The 16,201-nt window shown below is 44.2% G+C and carries 17 protein-coding genes and 1 pseudogene; 14 read left to right on the top strand and 4 right to left on the bottom strand.

Annotation, left to right across the window (positions count from 1 at the left end; genetic code table 11):
• The first annotated feature begins 71 nt into the window (after positions 1 to 71).
• From H70737_RS21775 to H70737_RS21760, 4 genes are all read left to right on the top strand, one after another.
• Complete coding sequence (locus tag H70737_RS21775) at positions 72 to 602, top strand: hypothetical protein (protein ID WP_042190625.1); 531 nt, start codon at positions 72 to 74, stop codon at positions 600 to 602.
• Positions 603 to 618: 16 nt separating this feature from the next.
• Entirely contained in the window at positions 619 to 1,266 is a 648-nt protein-coding gene (locus tag H70737_RS21770) for a hypothetical protein (protein ID WP_042190623.1), read from the top strand.
• A gap of 100 nt (positions 1,267 to 1,366) precedes the next feature.
• The gene (locus H70737_RS21765; RefSeq protein ID WP_042190621.1) at positions 1,367 to 2,482 is read left to right on the top strand and encodes a DNA alkylation repair protein; all 1,116 of its coding nucleotides are present in this window, start codon (positions 1,367 to 1,369) and stop codon (positions 2,480 to 2,482) included.
• On the top strand, positions 2,479 to 3,051 hold the full coding sequence (locus H70737_RS21760; RefSeq protein WP_042190618.1) for a type 1 glutamine amidotransferase family protein: 573 nt from the start codon (positions 2,479 to 2,481) through the stop codon (positions 3,049 to 3,051). Before H70737_RS21765 ends, H70737_RS21760 begins: the two co-directional genes overlap by 4 nt.
• Before the next feature lie 57 nt (positions 3,052 to 3,108).
• Here H70737_RS21760 and H70737_RS21755 read toward each other — a convergent pair whose 3' ends face one another.
• On the bottom strand, positions 3,109 to 3,681 hold the full coding sequence (locus H70737_RS21755; RefSeq protein ID WP_042190616.1) for a hypothetical protein: 573 nt from the start codon (positions 3,679 to 3,681) through the stop codon (positions 3,109 to 3,111).
• A 310-nt stretch (positions 3,682 to 3,991) separates the two neighbouring features.
• Here H70737_RS21755 and rnhA point away from each other — a divergent pair, with 310 nt between their 5' ends.
• Genes rnhA through H70737_RS21740 form a run of 3 tightly spaced genes read left to right on the top strand, consistent with a single transcriptional unit; the run spans position 3,992 to position 5,803 of the window.
• Positions 3,992 to 4,654 carry a ribonuclease H gene (rnhA, locus tag H70737_RS21750; RefSeq protein ID WP_042190614.1) on the top strand — a complete coding sequence of 221 codons (663 nt, stop codon included), beginning with the start codon at positions 3,992 to 3,994 and terminating at the stop codon, positions 4,652 to 4,654.
• A 44-nt stretch (positions 4,655 to 4,698) separates the two neighbouring features.
• Positions 4,699 to 5,367 (top strand): uracil-DNA glycosylase, encoded by a 669-nt coding sequence (locus tag H70737_RS21745; RefSeq protein ID WP_042190610.1) that lies wholly within the window; start codon positions 4,699 to 4,701, stop codon positions 5,365 to 5,367.
• A gap of 31 nt (positions 5,368 to 5,398) precedes the next feature.
• Positions 5,399 to 5,803, top strand: a complete 405-nt coding sequence (locus tag H70737_RS21740) for a hypothetical protein (protein WP_042190609.1) — start codon at positions 5,399 to 5,401, stop codon at positions 5,801 to 5,803.
• 93 nt (positions 5,804 to 5,896) lie between these two features.
• On the opposite strand, the gene H70737_RS21735 is transcribed toward H70737_RS21740, so the two are convergent.
• Positions 5,897 to 7,006: an AI-2E family transporter gene (locus H70737_RS21735; protein ID WP_042190607.1), complete on the bottom strand. Its 1,110-nt coding sequence runs from the start codon at positions 7,004 to 7,006 to the stop codon at positions 5,897 to 5,899.
• A gap of 198 nt (positions 7,007 to 7,204) precedes the next feature.
• Positions 7,205 to 7,495 carry a hypothetical protein gene (locus tag H70737_RS21730; RefSeq protein ID WP_042190603.1) on the bottom strand — a complete coding sequence of 97 codons (291 nt, stop codon included), beginning with the start codon at positions 7,493 to 7,495 and terminating at the stop codon, positions 7,205 to 7,207.
• 309 nt (positions 7,496 to 7,804) lie between these two features.
• Between H70737_RS21730 and H70737_RS31595 the strand changes: the two are divergent.
• The 6 genes and pseudogenes from H70737_RS31595 to H70737_RS21705 all read left to right on the top strand — a co-directional run.
• Positions 7,805 to 7,987 (top strand): annotated as a pseudogene (locus H70737_RS31595) (DeoR family transcriptional regulator); the annotation flags it as partial.
• Positions 7,988 to 8,038: 51 nt separating this feature from the next.
• Positions 8,039 to 8,578, top strand: a complete 540-nt coding sequence (locus H70737_RS21725) for a DeoR/GlpR family DNA-binding transcription regulator (protein ID WP_331281445.1) — start codon at positions 8,039 to 8,041, stop codon at positions 8,576 to 8,578.
• A gap of 147 nt (positions 8,579 to 8,725) precedes the next feature.
• Complete coding sequence (gene pfkB, locus H70737_RS21720; RefSeq protein WP_042190599.1) at positions 8,726 to 9,637, top strand: 1-phosphofructokinase; 912 nt, start codon at positions 8,726 to 8,728, stop codon at positions 9,635 to 9,637.
• 38 nt (positions 9,638 to 9,675) lie between these two features.
• The gene (locus tag H70737_RS21715; RefSeq protein WP_042190597.1) at positions 9,676 to 11,604 is read left to right on the top strand and encodes a PTS fructose transporter subunit IIABC; all 1,929 of its coding nucleotides are present in this window, start codon (positions 9,676 to 9,678) and stop codon (positions 11,602 to 11,604) included.
• Between the two features lie 274 nt (positions 11,605 to 11,878).
• Positions 11,879 to 12,379: a Crp/Fnr family transcriptional regulator gene (locus H70737_RS21710; protein WP_042190595.1), complete on the top strand. Its 501-nt coding sequence runs from the start codon at positions 11,879 to 11,881 to the stop codon at positions 12,377 to 12,379.
• A 317-nt stretch (positions 12,380 to 12,696) separates the two neighbouring features.
• Positions 12,697 to 13,368: a YitT family protein gene (locus tag H70737_RS21705; protein WP_042190593.1), complete on the top strand. Its 672-nt coding sequence runs from the start codon at positions 12,697 to 12,699 to the stop codon at positions 13,366 to 13,368.
• A 256-nt stretch (positions 13,369 to 13,624) separates the two neighbouring features.
• Here H70737_RS21705 and trhO read toward each other — a convergent pair whose 3' ends face one another.
• A complete protein-coding gene (gene trhO / locus H70737_RS21700; protein ID WP_042190591.1) occupies positions 13,625 to 14,521 on the bottom strand; it encodes an oxygen-dependent tRNA uridine(34) hydroxylase TrhO in 897 nt (298 codons plus the stop codon).
• A gap of 483 nt (positions 14,522 to 15,004) precedes the next feature.
• On the opposite strand from trhO, the gene H70737_RS21695 reads away from it, so the two are divergent.
• The gene (locus H70737_RS21695) at positions 15,005 to 15,799 is read left to right on the top strand and encodes a TIGR00266 family protein (RefSeq protein ID WP_042190589.1); all 795 of its coding nucleotides are present in this window, start codon (positions 15,005 to 15,007) and stop codon (positions 15,797 to 15,799) included.
• The last annotated feature ends 402 nt before the right edge of the window (positions 15,800 to 16,201 follow it).

Below are 16,201 nucleotides of genomic sequence, written 5' to 3'. Positions count from 1 at the left end.
TTTTTTACTTTCTGGTTTGAAAAGAAACCTGCGGACGGATATGATTTGTGTAGTGAAAGGATGATCGCCAAATGACAGAACAGCTACAAAGAGCCAAGGAGTTATACACACGATTTCTGGGTCATATTTTAGATATGCATAAGGCAGGTTTGCTGAAAGAGTATAAGAGTTTTGAAATTCCTAGAGAACAAGAGATAGAATGGCTCAATGAAATGGCCTTGGCGTACGCTGAGCAGTTGTCGATCCGAGATTGGGATGCAATTACTGCACTAGATGCCTTATCGAGAAACTATCAAGACAGCTGGATTGTGGAGAAGGTATCTTCTTTTGCCTCGCGGAATATGATGAGTGCGGATAGTCTGGTTAGATTGATCTACGCAGAGAAACTGGTAGGAATTATTGGCTCTCATAAACAAGTGATCCCAAAAGAACTATTATTTGAGGCCTGTAAAGTTGCTGTGCAAATTCTCGAAAATGTAATCTCACAGCCGCTGGTCATTGACCCTGGACATGAGCTTAAGGAGCTTGGCCTTAAAGATAAGAGAGCTTTGAACAGTCGTGCAGAGCAAAGCTTAGAACAGGTGAAGGTGCTAATTAATTAACCGTTGGAGGGGAAATATGAGATTACTCGTAGCGCAACCTAATCACGAACCCCATTTGGAGCATTTGCTCAAAGAAATGAGCAGACAGGATTCTTTTGACGCGGTGTTGTATCCAGAAGGTTATGTAGCAGATGAAGCCAGTGTAAAGACCTTATGTGAAGTTGCCAAAACATATAAAAAGCTGATCATTACAGGATATAGGAACAGCAATAACAAGGATAGAGCGCTAATGATTCATCCTTCTGGGGACATCATTTTGGAACGAGCCAAATCGCCGATGGATGAACAGCTGTATCGCCCGTCAGTTGCGGAAGCGGATGGCCTCAGTATTGGTTATTTGCTGTGTGTTGAGCTTCTGCAAGGATACGCTGGTTTGGAAGGACAGGCTAAGTCGTTAGATTTCATCGCACATCCGATTGGGGTAGGCATGTTCAGCGAAGAACAATTTGAATTATGGATCGAGGAAGCCACTAGGATTGCTGTGAAATATAACACGATGATTATTGGGACGAGCCATGCTGACGGATCTTACCGAAATTGTGGAATTTCGATTCCCATCTCATATTGGATCGACTCTACCGGACAACCTATTTATATTTCGCGTAATGATACGAGAAGTCGAATGATTAATCTCGATACTAGGCAGGTTTATGTTCTAGATTAGGGAATAGCCGAAGTTGACACACTGTTGTCAAATTGGGTGTGCTACGATTTCATAACAGATTAACTTCTGATGATTTATAGAAGAAAATGAGGGATACACAATGGCTGAACCTTTAAAAGCGATGTACAATGAACAATTTCTGCATGGTTTTGGCGAAAAGATTCGCAGTGTACATAGTGTTTTCGACACTGATGCATTTGTAATTTCGGCAATGGCTGAACCTTGGGATACGCTCGAACTGAAGGCAAGGATGCGGCGGATTACGGAGACACTGGGAAGTCATTTACAGCTTCCTTATGAGGAAGCACTGGCGATTCTGTTCGCTATTACTGAGGATTGTGTGGGATTTCCATACTTGATCTTTCCAGATTTTGTAGAGGTATTTGGTCAAGGGGCTGAGCATTGGGAGCTGTCTATGCAGGCGCTGGAAAGGTTCACACCGAAATCATCAGCAGAATTTGCGGTTAGACCGTTTCTCTTGCGTGAACCGGAGCGGATGATGGCGCAAATGCTAGTATGGTCGAAGCACCCCGATGAGCATGTGCGACGATTAGCAAGTGAGGGTTGTCGCCCTCGTCTACCATGGGGACAGGCGCTCCCCATGTTTAAGCTAGATCCAGCCCCTGTGCTGCCTGTGCTTGAGCAGCTTAAGGCGGATTCTTCCCTATATGTGCGCAAGAGCGTGGCTAACCATTTGAACGATATTGCGAAGGATCACCCGGAGGTGGTACTTGAGACAGCTCGCCGCTGGATAGGTATAGATCCCCTCACAGACTGGATTGTGCGGCATGGTTGTCGTTCTTTAATCCGTAAAGCTAATCCGGAGATTATGGCTTTATTCGGATATGCGGAGCAAGCAGACGAAGCAACACCACTCATAACGAGTGCTTCTATAACGATTGATCCTACCCAATTGCGAATTGGAGAAAACTCTGAATTACAATACGAACTTCAAGTTTGTGAAGGAACTCCTGCCCGTGTACGAATAGAATATGGCATCTATTTCGTGAAGGCTACAGGTCGAACCTCTCGTAAATCTTTCTTACTATCGGATAAAACAGTACCTGGGGGTACAATTCTGTCAGGCAAACGGACACATCGCTGGGCGGATTTAACCACTCGTCGTCATTATCCCGGGGAACATCGGATTGTCCTGTTGGTTAACGGGCGGGAAGTTGCAGATACGTTGTTGAAACTTGAGGGGAACAGTAAATGAAAAAAGAAGTATTGATTTTTATTTCTAATGGATATGCAGATTGGGAAGCTGGCTATATAAGTGCCGAACTAAACAAGCCAGAAAGTGAATACAAAGTTAAGACAGTTTCTTTAAATAGCGACAATGTACAATCTATGGGCGGATTTACTGTTATTCCAGACTATACTATAGATAGTTTACCCGCCCAGTTTGAAATGTTAATTTTAATTGGAGGTACGAGTTGGAAAGATAATTCAGCGATTACTCCAGTGATTGAAAGTTGTATACAGAATAGAACTCCTATAGCGGCTATATGTGACGCATCAACCTTTTTGGCAGAACATGGCTATTTAGATGAGATTCCTCACACTGGAAATTCATTAGATTATTTAAAAGAGTTCGCTCCTAATTATAAAGGACACGCAAATTTTTTAGAAAAACAGACCGTTTCGAGTGACAATATCATTACTGCTAATGGTACGGCTTCTTTGGAATTTACAAGGGAAGTCTTGAAGAAGTTAAAGGTTATGCCATTAGAACAAATCGATGGATGGTATACCTTTTTCAAAAATGGGTTTTATCAAGAATAATGAAGTCATGAAAAAAAGGTGTTCTCAGGTCTTATCGACTTGAGAGCACCTTTTTACTTATTTTTTCACTTCTGTAACACCCGTTACTTTTCCTTGATCCGAGGTATCGAAGGTGGATTGATACTTAGCATCTGCGAAGTAAACATTCCCTTCAACCGTTGCATTTACTAAACTGAAGCCATCTGCTTCGACGTATACATCACCGATAAATGTGCCGCCTTGAATACGGGCGTTTTTACTTTTGATCGTAAGTTTTGGTGCAGTTAGTTTATAGGAGTTAGTGATATTGTGCTCTGCATCTTGTGTGTAGAGAGCGATTTTTCGAGCAGGTTCATCTTTATTCGTGAATTGCCCGTCCAGTACGAGATCTTCGGTGAAGGTTAAGTCTTTCAGCGTAGCAGCAATCCAAGTACCGTCCGCACTGATTGCCTTTTTAAAGGCCTCTTCATTATCCACTACCGACGCTGAGGTTACAGCATCAGTGGTGTTATTAGTGTTGCCAGCGTTATTTGTGTTACCAGGTGTAGTAGTGGCGGTAGGGGTAACGTTGGCATTGTTATTGGTTGAGTTTCCGCATCCGACCAACAGCACAATTGCAAATACTGCGGCTACGCTTGCTATCTTTCTCATCTGTATAACCTCCCTGAGTAATTGTACTGATATCCTACGAGCTTAATATAGACTGATTAGTTAGTATTAATGTGGTGTAAGCACAAACGCTTACCGTCCTTGAGGGAAGCTGAAGGCTTTTCTGCTTGAGTACACAATAATATTTACCGATCATTCTACAAATGGTAATATAGGCCTGGACATCTCTGGCGTATAGTATGACCTGGAAAATATGAATTATTCGAAGGAATTCACGAAAAATAACATTCTTCTTTTGATGAAGAAGCATTTTGGATTACAATAAGTTAAGGTGAAAAAAGGAGCTGTACCAATGGCTAAACAGAAATATTATGTAGTATGGGAAGGCAAGCAGCCGGGAGTCTATAGCACTTGGGCGGAATGCCAGGCGCAGACCGATCACTATACCGGAGCCAAATATAAATCGTATGAATCTAAAGCGGCGGCAGATGCGGCATACACAGCGGGTTGGAAAGGTAATTGGGGAACAGGGTCATCAGCATCCGGTGCGGCTAAGTCTAAGGGGACAAGTTCTTTTAAACGAAGCGCTACAGTGGAGACCTCAGCGGAGATCGATTACAACAGCATTTCTGTGGATGTAGGTACGCGTGGAAATCCGGGTCCAGTCGAATACAAAGGCGTGGATACACAAACGGGCGATATCATTTTCTCTTGCGGTCCGATTAAGAAGGGCACTAATAATCTAGGTGAGTTTTTAGCGATTGTGCATGCCTTGGCGCTCCTGAAGAAAGAAGGAAGCACTAAAACGGTCTACAGTGACTCTGTGAATGCAATGAAGTGGGTAAAGCAGAAAAAGGTTGCTACAACCTTGCCACGTGATGCTTCAACAGAGGAAATATGGGTACTTATTGATCGGGCAGAACGTTGGTTGCAAACCAATACATATGACAATAAAGTGCTTAAGTGGCAGACTAAAGAGTGGGGCGAAATTAAAGCAGATTATGGTCGGAAATAGTTAGAGTAAGGTTCTGGGTTTCGGCTAGAGGAGGAGAATTGGGGATGTTCGGCAACGATTGGGATGAGATATTACAGGATGAAATGCAAAAGCCCTATTTTCTGGAGCTAATGGCTAATCTGGAAAGTGAATATAAGGAACATACAGTCTATCCGCCAAAAGAATTACTGTTCACGGCGTTAAAGCATACACCTTATAGTGAGACAAGGGTTGTTATTTTGGGACAGGACCCCTACCATGGAGCGGGACAAGCACATGGTTTAAGCTTCTCGGTAAATCCGGGGGTGCGTATACCGCCTTCACTGCGTAATATTTATACGGAGTTATCGGATGATATCGGTGTACCAATTCCAAATCACGGATCCTTACTGCGATGGGCAGAACAGGGAGTGCTTATGCTCAACTCGGTACTAACGGTACGTGAGGGAGAGCCGAATTCTCATAAAGGTCTAGGGTGGGAGACATTCACAGACACCATAATGAAGAAGTTAAATGAAAGAACTACGCCGATGGTGTTTATTTTATGGGGAAGTCATTCACAGAAAAAAGGTGCCTTCATAGACCAAAGTCGTCATGAGGTTATTCAGTCTCCACATCCGAGTCCGCTCTCGTCGTATCGTGGATTCTTTGGTAGCCGTCCTTTTTCGAAGGTCAATCAGTTTTTGGAGTCGAAGGGAATGAAAGGAATCGATTGGTTCATTTCGGACATATAACTAATGGGATGTTGGGAAGGGGGAGGGAGCAATGAAGCATTGGGTTGGTAAACCGGTTATCATGTACTGCGGGGACGAACCTTACACGATCATGAAAGGCATTCTTCGCAAATGGGATCTTTCCGCTTCTGTAGCGGTCATCGGTCATCAGGAAATTGCTGTGCCATTTCGGGATATTGTGGTCATTAAAGCTTTGGCTCCTAGAGAAAGAGCACTGCCTCCAGTCTTGCATTCTGTGGGTTATGTGATGAGGGAACGGCAGCAATTTGATAATGCAGTATATTTTAAATCGGCTGTAAGTGTTTGGAAAGAAGATCGGCTGATTGCTCTGAATACGACCATCATTTCGCATACCAAAGGTTCAGTTACACTTCAGGATGGACAGAACCTTATGAAAGGCAATCATATATTTGTAGTTCGTTCTTTGCGAGGTTAATTTCAGTAATCCTATAAAGAAGCACGAAAAGGTACATCTCCAATTGGAGACGTACCTTTTTTTATTTATGGAACCTCATTCAGTTCGTAAGTGCTATAGATTCTCATGCTTGAGAGGCTCAGCCTCTTCCTCTCGATCTGCAACAATAATCTCATATACTCGCAGAAAAATAATTTTGGCAATCATATAGACGGGCAGCGCAATAAGCACACCAATAATACCGTAGAAATCCCCACCTATAAGAACAAGAAGGACCGTGGTCAGAGGATGCACATCTAATGATTTGCCGTAAATGATCGGTGAGAGTACATTATCTTGGATTTGCTGTGCAATGAATATGACGACCAGCGACCATATTGCCATCGTGGGTGATTCAATGAATCCAACAATAACTACCGGTACTCCCGCAAGGAAAGAACCCACATAAGGAATGAAATTGAGCGGTACTGAAATTACTGCAAGCAGCAGTGAATAAGGCAATCCGATGATAAGGAAACCGATATACAACATAATACCGAGTACGACGTTTAGCACCACACGTGTGACGATGAAACTGCTCAGTGCGCTGTCGATATCCCCGAACATTTCTTTGCCTTCTTTACGGTACTTTCTAGGGATTAAGCTTTGTAGTTTTGGTGACAGCTTATAGTCATCTTTTAGCATGTAATACAAAATGATGGGCAAGGTAGCGATTAGAATAACAATGCTGGAAACTACGCCGATCAAATTGGACATCGAATTGGTTACCCAAGTAATAGCCTCGCTAAGATATTCTGATATACGGGCAGCTATGTCGGAGTCCCCTTGGAAAAAGCGTGAGAGTGTCGGATTATCCCTTAATGCATTGAACTGATCCTGTAATCCCTGAACAAGGTAAGGCGTATTATCAATAAAGTTCTGAATTTGTTCTTGCAGTGTCGGCCAGACTAGAACCCAGAAGAGAATAAACAAACCGGCAAACAAGAAATAAATGAGCAGGATGGAGAATGCCCGGTTTAATTTTCTTTTCTCAAGAACTCTTACTAACGGTCGTAATAAGTAGTACATGAAACCTGATAGTACCATGGGAACGAGTAATAATCTGATAATGGCAGCCAGTGGTGCGAATAGAAACATTACTTTGGAGCCCAAGTACAAAATAAGTAAAAAAGCGATAATAGCAAGACTTGTCCGAAAATACTTCTGTTGTTGCAATAGGAACATCCCCCAAGTTCAAAATATAATCTATGTAGTTTAATAACCCTAATTCACATGACTTGATTCAAAAGAATGGATTACTCTCCTATAGGTAGTTCTTGGCATATCCGTGGAGGATGACCCAATGACTGAGGTTACGCCAAGTAAGTTGTTCACAACACATAACTGTACATCATCATATAAATCACTCGGGGGCTTTGTGAATCATCTTAACTTCCGTCTATAAGGTTTCTTCTTCGTGGAAAGGGTGAATATTTCTGGTACTTCAATCTCGCCTCCGGTTTCCTTCGTAACTTGTCTTGCCTTGACGAGAGATAAAAAAGCGAAAAATTCCCCTAAAGTGGCCAGTGCGGCAGCAATGATTTCATAATCTTCAGCACTTAATTCTGCTGTTTCCTCACTATTACCGTTCCCGTTGTTTTTTCCATTACTATTTCCATTACTCTTAGCGTTGCTGTTACCGCCCATTTTTTTGTTGTTTCTTCCGTTGGCCATTTCTGATCACCCGCTTTTTCCTATATGTAGTATTAATATGTTTTAAACACCAGTGAGGAGATAGGCAATTGGTATGTAATTTTCTTATGGGCCTGTTTCACCTTGAGCGAAGCATGAAATCATTCCATTTATTACATTTTGCCGGAGTATGATTTTTAATGTTAAAGCGCTTTACAGATGATGAAAACGCTGTTAAAATCATAAACGAGCACAAATGATCAATAACAGTCAGATATAATCAAATAATGGTCATGGATTTCCAAAGATAAGCGCATTTAATAAATGGGATAGCACTGTAACTTAAAGGAGCGAACCACGATGTTGTTTGAGGAAGAGAGAAAACAAAGAATCGTGCTTTTTTTGGAAAAGAATTCAAGAGCTTCGGTACAGGAGCTAAGTCAGGAACTGGGCGTGTCTGAGTCTACTGTGCGCCGTGACCTGAAAGAGCTTGAAGAAGCCAAGTTGCTGAAACGAACGCACGGCGGGGCAGTTTCCCTGCAGAGCGTTAACTTTGAGGCGACTTATCCAGATAAGGAAGATCGATTGTTGGATGAGAAGCAGAGGATAGCACGCAAGGCTGTAGAGATGATTCAGGAAGGCGATGCTATTCTGCTGGATGCTGGAACCACAACGCTACAGATTGCCAAAGAGCTGAGGGCTTTTTCTAATATCAAAGTCATTACGAATTCGATTATGGCGCTTAATGAACTGCGGGATTGTCGCAATATAGAAGTCTCGATTACAGGCGGAATGTTGCGGCCGGATACATTGGCTTTTGTAGGACCGATGACAGAGCGCTCTTTAGAGATGGTAAGAGTTGATAAAACCTTTCTTGCAACCAACGGATTAGACTTACGAGAAGGAATCACTACACCTAATATGCTTGAAGCAGCGACCAAACGTAAGATGATCTCGGTTGCGAAGCAAGTAATTCTTCTGGCTGATCATAGCAAGCTCGGTCAAGTATCCTTCTGTAAGGTTGCCGACGTGACGGAAATGGATCACTGCATTATTGATTCTGGTGCGTCAGATAAGTTCATCCGTGAGATTACGCAAATGGGCGTAGATTTCTCGCTGGTATGACCTTTAGGTGGAGGATGTTCTACGGTTAGAAAATGTCTTAATTTGAGTGGTATGGAATCATTGTAAGATCGTTTGGAGAAATTACATTTGCCGCATGTTTAGCCGGTAATCTATGGCTTAGAAAACCAAAATAATTGAGGGATAATTATGATCTATACAGTAACGCTTAATCCTTCCATCGATTACATCGTGGAAGTTGAAGATTTGAGACTAGGTGGCTTAAATCGGATGAAACGTGATTTGAAGCTTCCTGGAGGTAAAGGGATCAACGTATCACGCGTGTTAAATCAGCTTGAGGTTCAGAATAAAGCTATAGGCTTCCTTGGTGGATTCACTGGACGATATATTGAGGAATGGTTGCGGAAAGAGTCGATTTCAAGTGATTTCGTATTTGTTTCTGATGATACCCGAATTAATATCAAGCTTAAGCATGGAGAGGAAACGGAGATTAATGGTGCAGGGCCCGTCATACGAGATACGGAGGCAGAGGCATTATTACAGAAGATGGCTGTTCTGAATGCAGGCGATGTTGTGATATTGTCCGGAAGTGTTTCTCCTTCACTGGGTGCTGATTTCTATGACAAGTTGATATCTGTATGCAAGCAAAGAGGGGCCGAGTTTGTCATTGATACTACAGGTTCAGCGCTGAAAAAGGCACTCCCTTATCAGCCGTTGCTCGTTAAGCCTAATCATCATGAGCTTGCAGAGCTATTCGGCGTTACGATACAGACTAAGGAAGAGATTATTACTTATGGCCGCAAGCTGCTCGAAGCTGGCGCGAAGCATGTGTTAGTTTCAATGGCTGGTGAAGGTGCCTTGTTCATTACGGAACAGGGGGTATATCACGCCAATGCTCCAAAAGGAGCAGTGAAAAATTCTGTAGGCGCAGGCGATTCTATGATCGCTGGATTCGTTGGCACATTTTCTTTGACTGGAGATTTAATGGAAGCTTTCCGTGCAGGTGTTGCCTCAGGTAGCGCAACAGCTTTCTCTGATGACCTGGCAGATAGAGCATTCATTGAGCAGCTGAGACCGCTGATCAACATCTCAGAAGTGTAAGCTAACAGCATTCAAAGTACTCAAGGGAGTTGGAAGATATGAGAATTACGGATTTGATGATAAAAGATACAATGATTATGGATTTAAAAGCAACCACTAAGGAAGGTGCAATTGATGAATTGATTGCCAGTCTTGCCGCAAGTGGTCGTATCAATGATCCTGTTCTATTTAAAGAGATGATCCTCAAGCGTGAAGAGCAGTCCAGTACTGGGATTGGTGGCGGTATCGCAATGCCACATGCCAAGACTAAAGCGGTGAATGAAGCGACCGTTGTGTTTGCCAAGAGTGCGACGGGCGTCGAATTCGAATCGCTTGATGATGAGCCGGCTCGGATCTTCTTTATGATTGCCGCCCCAGAAGGAGCGGGCAACATGCATCTTCGTACATTGGCCTCGCTGTCCAGACTGTTGATCGATAGCGAATTCATTGAACAGCTGATGAATACCCGAACGCCAGATGAGGTATCCGCCTTGTTCGATGCGAAGCAGGCAGAAGGAGAAGCCAAGGAGAAAGAGAGCGAAGCTGCTGAAGCTGTCAAGAAGTCCGAACCTGAAAAGCTAATCGTCGGCAACCCGGATTCCCAAGCATTCGTCGTAGCTGTTACTGCTTGTCCTACTGGAATTGCGCATACCTTTATGGCTGAAGATGCGCTCAAGAAGAAGGCTCTGGAAATGGGAGTTAATATCCGTGTAGAGACAAATGGTTCAGAAGGTGCCAAAAATGTCTTAACACCCGATGAGATTCGGCGTGCAAGTGGTGTAATTGTGGCAGCAGATAAACAAGTGGAAATGGCCCGTTTTGATGGTAAGCCAGTACTGCAAAGACCGGTTAGTGACGGTATTCGCAAATCGGAAGAGCTCATTCGCAAAGCAATGAACGGCGATGCACCGATTTACCATAATGAAGGTCGTAGTGGTAATGAAGGAGAGTCGAAAGAGAAGTCCGGCAGTATCGGGAGTAAAATATACAAGGACTTAATGAACGGTATCTCCCACATGCTGCCGTTTGTAGTCGGCGGTGGTATTCTGCTGGCGATCTCCTTCCTGATTGAACAAGTCGGTGGAGAGAATCACCCTCTATTCCAACTGCTGCAGACGATTGGTGGCGGTGATGGTGCCTTCCATTTCCTAATTCCGGTTCTTGCTGGATTTATTGCGATTAGTATTGGTGACCGTCCAGCCCTGATGCCAGGTATGGTTGGCGGTTACATGGCCTTGAATTCCAACGCTGGATTCCTCGGCGGTCTGGCTGCAGGTTTCTTGGCTGGTTATGTTGTTATCGGTCTGCGCAAACTGTTTGCAGGTCTGCCAAAAACGCTCGACGGATTAAAGCCGATTCTGTTATATCCGGTATTTGGTCTATTGATAACCGGTGGATTGATGTATTACCTGTTCGATCCGATCTTTAGCTGGATGAACGTAGGACTCATTAATTGGCTTAACGATCTTGGAACCGTTAATGCAGTAATTCTGGGTCTCGTTCTCGGTGGAATGATGGCTATTGATATGGGAGGTCCTTTCAATAAAGCGGCCTACACTTTTGCCATCGGGGTATTCACTACCAGTGGAAATACTAACGGATTCATGATGGCGGCTGTAATGGCAGGAGGTATGGTTCCTCCACTTGCAATAGCGCTGGCTACTACCTTCTTCAAGAACAAATTTACAGAATCAGAACGTAAATCAGGGTTAACAAACTATGTATTGGGCTTATCGTTCATTACAGAAGGGGCGATTCCATTCGCCGCTGCCGATCCACTGCGTGTCCTGACTTCTTGTATCCTAGGTTCAGCCGTAGCTGGTGGTCTCACTCAGTTTTGGAATATCAACGTTCCAGCACCGCATGGTGGGATCTTTGTAGCCGCGCTTTCGAGTCATGCGTTGTTGTTCCTATTGGCCGTTCTGATCGGATCTGTTATTTCCGGATTAATGCTCGGATTATGGAAGAAACCTCTTGAGGCAAAGTAATAAAATAAATAATTTGAACTGCTGGGTGCCAGTCGCTTCTTCTGGTGCTCGGCAGTTTTTTTGAAATATAAGAATTTTTATACTTACGCTAAAAACTATTCTTCTATTTTTCGCAGAAAAGATCATCGTCCCTAAGAGGAAGCCGAAGGCGTTCTTCTTACCTAAACTTTGACCACGTATGCCCCTCAACCCTTGCGAGAATAATCTCCTTCATTGAGGTTTATTTTTGTATAATTGAAAATATATATAACAAGAGGGCAAAGGAGCGAGCGAGATGATACTGCACAAGGGGGAAGTCTTGTTCCGTCAAGGGGACAGCTGCGAATTCTTATATAAGGTGAAAAATGGGCTGTTCAAGGTAACAAGGCTTCATGAAAATGGGAACATGGTGTTGTTCAACATCTTGTATCCTGGTGAGATGGTTCCCCATCATTCACTCATTTCGCCAAAGGAGGCGCATGGAACAGCGGTTGCGATGATGAAGAGCGAGGTGGAGGCAGTTCCTTCAGCGGAATGGTATCAACAGGTACGGGATGAGCCAGGTCGAGCGATGGAGATCGCTATCCTTCTTCAGGAGAAGGTAAGGTTTATGCAGACTCGGCTAGATCACCTTACTGTTGGAACACCCGCAGAACGGATGGAGCTCTTAACCCGTTGGTTCAATGACTACTCTCATGGCGCAGCGCTAACAGAGCTTTTGACACAGGAAGAAATTGGACAATTGATCGGTGTGAGACGCGAAACAGTCAATCGTTTGTTGCGTACCGTGGAGTGATTCCTGCCTATTTTTATAACGAAGTGTTTAGAGTAGGGGATCTCCGTGGTATAATGTATTCAGAACTTATTAAATTACAGAAAGGATCAGGATACCATGTGTCCCCGAAGGACGATTCCCCAAAGGACGATTTGGAAACGTTATGATCTGTCTTATACTTAGCTTCCCTGTAGAAGGTGCGTGAACCGTTGTTACTCGACGAACCGCCTCTGCGAGGGGAAGGAGTATATATATGCGAAGGAGCAATACCTCCGGTTTTACCCGTCGTAGAGGTTGGTGGGACGTTTAGCCGCCATATACGATAAGGGGAGACCTGTATGAGGAACCACAATTACGGAGTGAATGTACTGCTCCGGTTGACAGTCATTTTGTTTGGAACATTTTTGCTTGCATTTGCTTATTATCACATCAATTTTCAGAACCATTTGTCTGAGGGCGGATTCGTAGGATTATCGCTACTCGGCAAATATGTATTAGGAATTTCACCTTCAATTTCAACTCTGCTTCTAGACGTTCCAGTACTCTTGATTGCATGGATGTTCAAAGGGAAAGCGTTCGTGTGTAACACCTTTGTTTCTGTAGGAGCTTTTACAATCTTTTACGGACTCATGGAACGTTATTCCGGTTTGGTCATCAACTTGCAGGGCAACTTGGCATTAGCAGCCCTTTTGTCTGGCGTACTGACAGGTTTAGGCGCGGGAATTATTCTGCGAAGCGGCGGCGCAAGTGGTGGAGACGATATTTTGTCGCTGCTGATCAGTGAATGGAAGGGAATTAAAGTAGGTACAGTATTCATCATGTTGGACGTAGTCGTTCTGGCATTATCACTCTTTTATATGCCTGTTAGAGAAACGATGTATACGGTGATGGCGGTAGTTGTCGCAGGTTATGTGATCACCTTTACAACCTCTTTAGGCAAACCAAAGTTAGTGAAGGCGCCAAAGATTCAGTCTACGCTGCGTAAACCGCATGATGGTACGGTAATGTGAATAAGGCTGTATAAACAGCTTATTTCGGGGATATACTATATTTAAGGTCAGCCAGAATTTCTGGTTGACTTTTTTTTGTTGGATAAGTGACGTAATTAAAAGGGTTGCAGAGCTCAGGCGTTGCTTGAACGTTTCACTCATAACAAAAGGTGGCGTACAGTGAAAATCCTGTGCGCCACCTTTTAGTTAATTTAAGACTCTCTTGTGCTCGTCTTTGAATCGTGTAGAGAGATTTGCGACCAGCTTGCCCTTTTATTTAGCCCACGGCATTCGTGATAGCTTCGCATTCGTCCGAGCAATGACCACTGTGCTGTGCTTCACAGTCCTCACAGCAAATATGCTGAAGATGGCAAGCATCGTTGGCGCAGTTGATGAATTGGTCAGCTGGCTGACCGCAGTGATGGCAACGTCCGACAATGATATCCCCGTCGGTATGATTAATCTGTACGGAGATCCGCTCATCGAAGACATAACATTTTCCATCGAACAGTTCGCCCTGTACCTCAGGGTCTTTACCATAAGTCACAATGCCGCCATCCAGCTGGTACACCTGCTGGAAGCCTTCCTTCATCATAAACCCGCTTAATTTCTCGCAGCGGATTCCACCTGTACAGTAGGTTAGGATTGGTTTATCTTTTAGCTCGCTCATATTCTCGCGAATCCAGTCCGGGAATTCTTTGAAGCTGTCTACTTCAGGGCGGATGGACCCGCGGAAATGACCAAGATCGAATTCGTAGCCGGTACGACCATCCAGAATTACCACATCATCGCGCTGCATCATTTCATAGAAATCTTTAGGCGCCAGATGCTCTCCGGTGATCACGTTAGGGTCCAGTTCATCCTCGACCCGGAACGTCACGAGTTCCTTTTTATAACGAACGAAGATCTTTTTGAAGGCATGACCATCAGCCTCATCGATCTTGAAGACGATATCGCTAAACAGCGGATTTGCGCGCAAATCCTTCATGTATTGCTCGGTTTGGGCAATCGTACCGGACAGTGTCCCGTTAATGCCCTCATCTGAGATGAGAATTCGTCCCTTTACGTCAAGCTCTTTGCAGTAAGCCAAATGCTCCTGAGCGAATTGTTCGGCATCCGGCACTTTTACAAATTTATAGTATAGCAGAATTGCATATTCCGATTGTGGTTTCATTCTTTTCACCTTTATCATTAGAATTAGACTACTAAATAAACGTTTAAGTATAAAAAGTATTGTAACATATTATCAAGACTTGAAAAAGATACTCTTGATTGGGTAATGGTTGAAACTTGGATATTAGTAAGAAAAACAGCGCAATGAATATGTCTGAATCATCATACCTATGGGGGATTAGTCTGCGAAGTGGCGGCGCGAGTGGATAAGACGGTATTTTGTCGCTGCTGATCAGTGGATGTAGGAGTCAAAGTAGGTACTGTATTCATCCTGTTGGATGTAGTCGTTTTGTCGGCTGGGATAACCTGCATTTTTCGGGGATACTACGATTAAGGTCAGCCAGAATGTTGGTTGACTTTTTTTGCTGGATATAGGCGAATAACATGGATAGTTATGATTGGCGAAACCGTGAATCACAACGCGCGTATTAATTTTCATTCGAAGAGTCACATGGTGACTTTAATAATAAGGAGGAACTGCGGGATGAGTGCTCACGAGATTGATTATGTCATTATGGGCGAGGAAATTCAGTGTGTGGAGGTGCAGCTTGACCCAGGAGAGAGTGTAATTGCCGAAGCTGGAAGCTTCATGATGATGGATCAGGAAATTACGATGGAGACGATCTTTGGTGATGGTAGTGGGGGGACGCGCGGAAGCGGACTGATGGGTAAGCTGATGGGTGCGGGCAAGCGTCTGTTGACAGGGGAAAGCTTGTTCATGACCGTATTCACACACAGCGGTTCTTATGGACGAAAAAGTGTCACCTTTGCTGCCCCATATCCAGGGAAAATCATCCCGCTCGATCTTCAGCAATATGCTGGAAAAGTGATCTGTCAAAAGGATTCATTCCTCTGTGCGGCGAAGGGCGTCTCGATCGGTATTGAATTTCAGCGCAAGCTGGGCACAGGCTTTTTTGGAGGAGAAGGCTTTATTATGCAAAAGCTGGAGGGCGACGGTCTTGCATTCGTACACTCTGGCGGCTATGTTATGGAACGCACACTGCAGCCGGGAGAGACGCTCAAGTTGGACACAGGTTGTCTTGTCGCTATGACGTCTTCCGTGGATTACAATATTGAGTTTGTAAAAGGTGTCAAAACCGCGCTATTCGGCGGAGAGGGCCTGTTCTTCGCCACACTGCGCGGACCCGGTAAGGTGTGGGTGCAGTCACTGCCATTCAGCCGTATGGCTGACCGCATTCTGTCCGCAGCTGGTAACAGCGGACGCAAAGAAGAAGGCAGCGTACTTGGGGGACTCGGCAATCTGCTGGATGGCAGATAGGCTTGGGCGAGGTTGAGGGTAGAACTTTCGAGGCAGAGAATGAGCGGTTTTAGCGAGTGGGCTTATTAGGGGGAGACAAGGGCAGAAGTACCCTTGTCTTGTGCGTGTTGGCCCGAATAGAGCGAAAGAGGGGCAAAAATGCCCTGGATTTGTGGGAATTGGCCCAAATGGGGCGAAAGAGGGGCAAAAATACCCTAGATTTCTGGGAATTGGCCCAAATGGGGCGAAAGAGGGGTAAAAATGCCCTAGATTTCTGGGAATTAGCCCAAATGGAGTGAAAGAAGGGTAAAAATACCCTTGATTTGCACGGATTGAGCGAATCCAGCCAAAAAAACGGTATAAATCCCGTAGAAATAGCTGGATCCAATTCTAATTGCTTCAGCAAAACATTGGTTACTTATG

This window comes from Paenibacillus sp. FSL H7-0737, assembly GCF_000758545.1.
Taxonomy (GTDB): Bacteria; Bacillota; Bacilli; order Paenibacillales; family Paenibacillaceae; genus Paenibacillus_AQ.
The sequence above is the reverse complement of the archived record's forward strand: the minus strand, read 5'-3'. Positions and strand labels throughout refer to the sequence as shown.

Bases quoted from the DNA above. Each gene is read 5' to 3' on its own strand.
- H70737_RS21775 (WP_042190625.1), top strand. From the start codon at position 72: ATGACAGAACAGCTACAAAGAGCCAAGGAGTTATACACACGATTTCTG.
- H70737_RS21770 (WP_042190623.1), top strand. From the start codon at position 619: ATGAGATTACTCGTAGCGCAACCTAATCACGAACCCCATTTGGAGCAT.
- H70737_RS21765 (WP_042190621.1), top strand. From the start codon at position 1,367: ATGGCTGAACCTTTAAAAGCGATGTACAATGAACAATTTCTGCATGGT.
- H70737_RS21760 (WP_042190618.1), top strand. From the start codon at position 2,479: ATGAAAAAAGAAGTATTGATTTTTATTTCTAATGGATATGCAGATTGG.
- H70737_RS21755 (WP_042190616.1), bottom strand. From the start codon at position 3,681: ATGAGAAAGATAGCAAGCGTAGCCGCAGTATTTGCAATTGTGCTGTTG.
- rnhA (WP_042190614.1), top strand. From the start codon at position 3,992: ATGGCTAAACAGAAATATTATGTAGTATGGGAAGGCAAGCAGCCGGGA.
- H70737_RS21745 (WP_042190610.1), top strand. From the start codon at position 4,699: ATGTTCGGCAACGATTGGGATGAGATATTACAGGATGAAATGCAAAAG.
- H70737_RS21740 (WP_042190609.1), top strand. From the start codon at position 5,399: ATGAAGCATTGGGTTGGTAAACCGGTTATCATGTACTGCGGGGACGAA.
- H70737_RS21735 (WP_042190607.1), bottom strand. From the start codon at position 7,006: ATGTTCCTATTGCAACAACAGAAGTATTTTCGGACAAGTCTTGCTATT.
- H70737_RS21730 (WP_042190603.1), bottom strand. From the start codon at position 7,495: ATGGCCAACGGAAGAAACAACAAAAAAATGGGCGGTAACAGCAACGCT.
- pfkB (WP_042190599.1), top strand. From the start codon at position 8,726: ATGATCTATACAGTAACGCTTAATCCTTCCATCGATTACATCGTGGAA.
- H70737_RS21715 (WP_042190597.1), top strand. From the start codon at position 9,676: ATGAGAATTACGGATTTGATGATAAAAGATACAATGATTATGGATTTA.
- H70737_RS21710 (WP_042190595.1), top strand. From the start codon at position 11,879: ATGATACTGCACAAGGGGGAAGTCTTGTTCCGTCAAGGGGACAGCTGC.
- H70737_RS21705 (WP_042190593.1), top strand. From the start codon at position 12,697: ATGAGGAACCACAATTACGGAGTGAATGTACTGCTCCGGTTGACAGTC.
- trhO (WP_042190591.1), bottom strand. From the start codon at position 14,521: ATGAAACCACAATCGGAATATGCAATTCTGCTATACTATAAATTTGTA.
- H70737_RS21695 (WP_042190589.1), top strand. From the start codon at position 15,005: ATGAGTGCTCACGAGATTGATTATGTCATTATGGGCGAGGAAATTCAG.